The sequence below is a fragment of the Mesorhizobium sp. M2A.F.Ca.ET.067.02.1.1 genome (assembly GCF_004023285.1).
Taxonomy (GTDB): Bacteria; Pseudomonadota; Alphaproteobacteria; order Rhizobiales; family Rhizobiaceae; genus Mesorhizobium.
Map to the genome: position 1 here is coordinate 1 of NZ_RZSB01001009.1, position 1,759 is coordinate 1,759.

3 protein-coding genes are annotated in these 1,759 nt (G+C 62.6%); 2 read left to right on the forward strand and 1 reads right to left on the reverse strand.

The window, feature by feature from the left end; all coding sequences use genetic code 11:
- The coding region (locus EOA28_RS34775) for a TrmH family RNA methyltransferase (RefSeq protein ID WP_148671064.1) at positions 1-377 on the reverse strand (377 nt) is incomplete at its 3' end.
- A gap of 446 nt (positions 378-823) precedes the next feature.
- Here EOA28_RS34775 and EOA28_RS34780 point away from each other — a divergent pair.
- Both EOA28_RS34780 and EOA28_RS34785 read left to right on the forward strand, forming a co-directional pair.
- The gene (locus tag EOA28_RS34780; protein ID WP_245463348.1) at positions 824-1,240 is read left to right on the forward strand and encodes a hypothetical protein; all 417 of its coding nucleotides are present in this window, start codon (positions 824-826) and stop codon (positions 1,238-1,240) included.
- 27 nt (positions 1,241-1,267) lie between these two features.
- Positions 1,268-1,759: ABC transporter transmembrane domain-containing protein (locus EOA28_RS34785; RefSeq protein WP_148671065.1), on the forward strand; the 492-nt coding region annotated here is incomplete at its 3' end.

Sequence of the window (1,759 nt, forward strand, 5' to 3'; positions counted from 1 at the left end):
CTTCTGTTCGGCCGCGAATCCGCCGCCTGGTGGACTTGTTCCGTGACGCCGGCGGATTCGCGGCCGAACAGAAGGATGTCGCCGGCGGCGAAAGCAAAGCCGGTATAAGCGGCCGTGGCCTTGGTGGTGAGCAGCACCAGGCGGCGCGCATGCGCGTTTCGCCATTCCTCGAAGGCGTGCCAGTCGGCGTGGCGGGTGAGCGTCGCCATTTCGAGGTAGTCCATGCCGGCCCGTTTCAGCGCCCGGTCGGAGAGCGGGAAGCCGGCAGGTTCGATGATATCGACAGCGATGTCGAGGCAGGCGGCGAAGCGCAGGATGGTCCCGGTGTTGCCGGCGATATCCGGCTGGTAGAGCGCGATGCGGAGACGATGGTTCATTTTCGCATCCTGCTAATAAGTGGCAGATCGGCCACAGGCATCTCCCGCTTTCGGCGATTTCTGGCCTGTCGGGTGGCCATTTTCTGCGAAGTCGAGTATAGGACCATCATCGTCAACCCGAACCGAATGGAGGGGAACACATGATGACCATGCACATCCAGCGCCTCTCCTGGGCTCTCCTATGCCCAATGGCGGTTTCGGTACGACGATTCTTCTGACACTTTAAGTCTTCATCGCACCGATTCCCGCCGAACCCAGTTTTCGGCCTTCGAAGGAATCTTGCGATGTTTTTCAAACTGCCAAAGGGGCGCCGCGCCCCAGCTGAACGTGTCGAGACCGACGCTTGCCGCGCCGTTACGACCGATTCGATCCGCGCCTTCGGTCGAATGCCGGGGATCGAGGCCATATCACCCTTTTTAACGCATTTGCATATGGAGGACGGACCAATGTTCGATCCCTACAAGATACCGGGGTCAAGAAGCCTGCATGAGCGCAAGGCAGCGACCTGGGCGCTGCTGATCGCCGAGACCTATTCGTCGGCGGTGCATGCCGAGGAGCGGCGCAGGCCGCATCGCGGCATGCTGCCGGACGTCGATTTCTCGCGCGCGGTGCCCGACCACAGCCGGCCGACGCTGGTGCGCCGGATGGTGCGTCTGTTCCGGCCAGGCGACAGGAACCAGGCAGGCTCCGGCTTTTCGTCGGGAAGCTCGGCGCCGTCAGGATCGTCGAACGAGCCTGTCGGCGAAATGCCGGCGAAACCCTATATTGCGAGCAGCAAGGCCGGTGATGCGGATGATTCCGTATCGCCGGCGCGCAATGCCGCGCGGCCGCAAAGCCTAGCCCGTCAATCCCGCGCTGCGTGAGCGCGCATAGCATCGTGAGTGCCTGGAATGTTCCGCTGGTTTGAACAGAGGCTCGATCCATTTCCCGCCGCGGAGCCGGTCGAGCCGCCGAAGACGCTGGTCGCGTTTTGCGTGCATTATACGCGCGGCGCCTGGCCCTACATCCTCCTCGATGCGGTGCTGGTGACGGCGATCTCCATCGCCGAAGTGTGGATGTTCGGCTTCATGGGCCGCATCGTCGACTGGCTGTCGGGGCAGAACCGCGAAACCTTCCTGCAGACCGAGAGCTGGAAGCTCGCCGGCATGGCCTTCGTCGTGCTGTTCGCGCTGCCGGGCACGGTCTGGCTGCATTCGCTGCTCAACCAGCAGACGCTGATGGGCAATTATCCCATGCGCATCCGCTGGCAGGTGCATCGCTACCTGCTCAAGCAATCGATGGCGTTCTACCAGGACGAATTCGCCGGCCGCATCGCCACCAAGCTGATGCAGACGGCGCTCGCCGTGCGCGAATGCGTGATCAAGCTGATCGACGTCTTGAAC

Bases quoted from the DNA above. Each gene is read 5' to 3' on its own strand.
- EOA28_RS34780 (WP_245463348.1), top strand. From the start codon at position 824: ATGTTCGATCCCTACAAGATACCGGGGTCAAGAAGCCTGCATGAGCGC.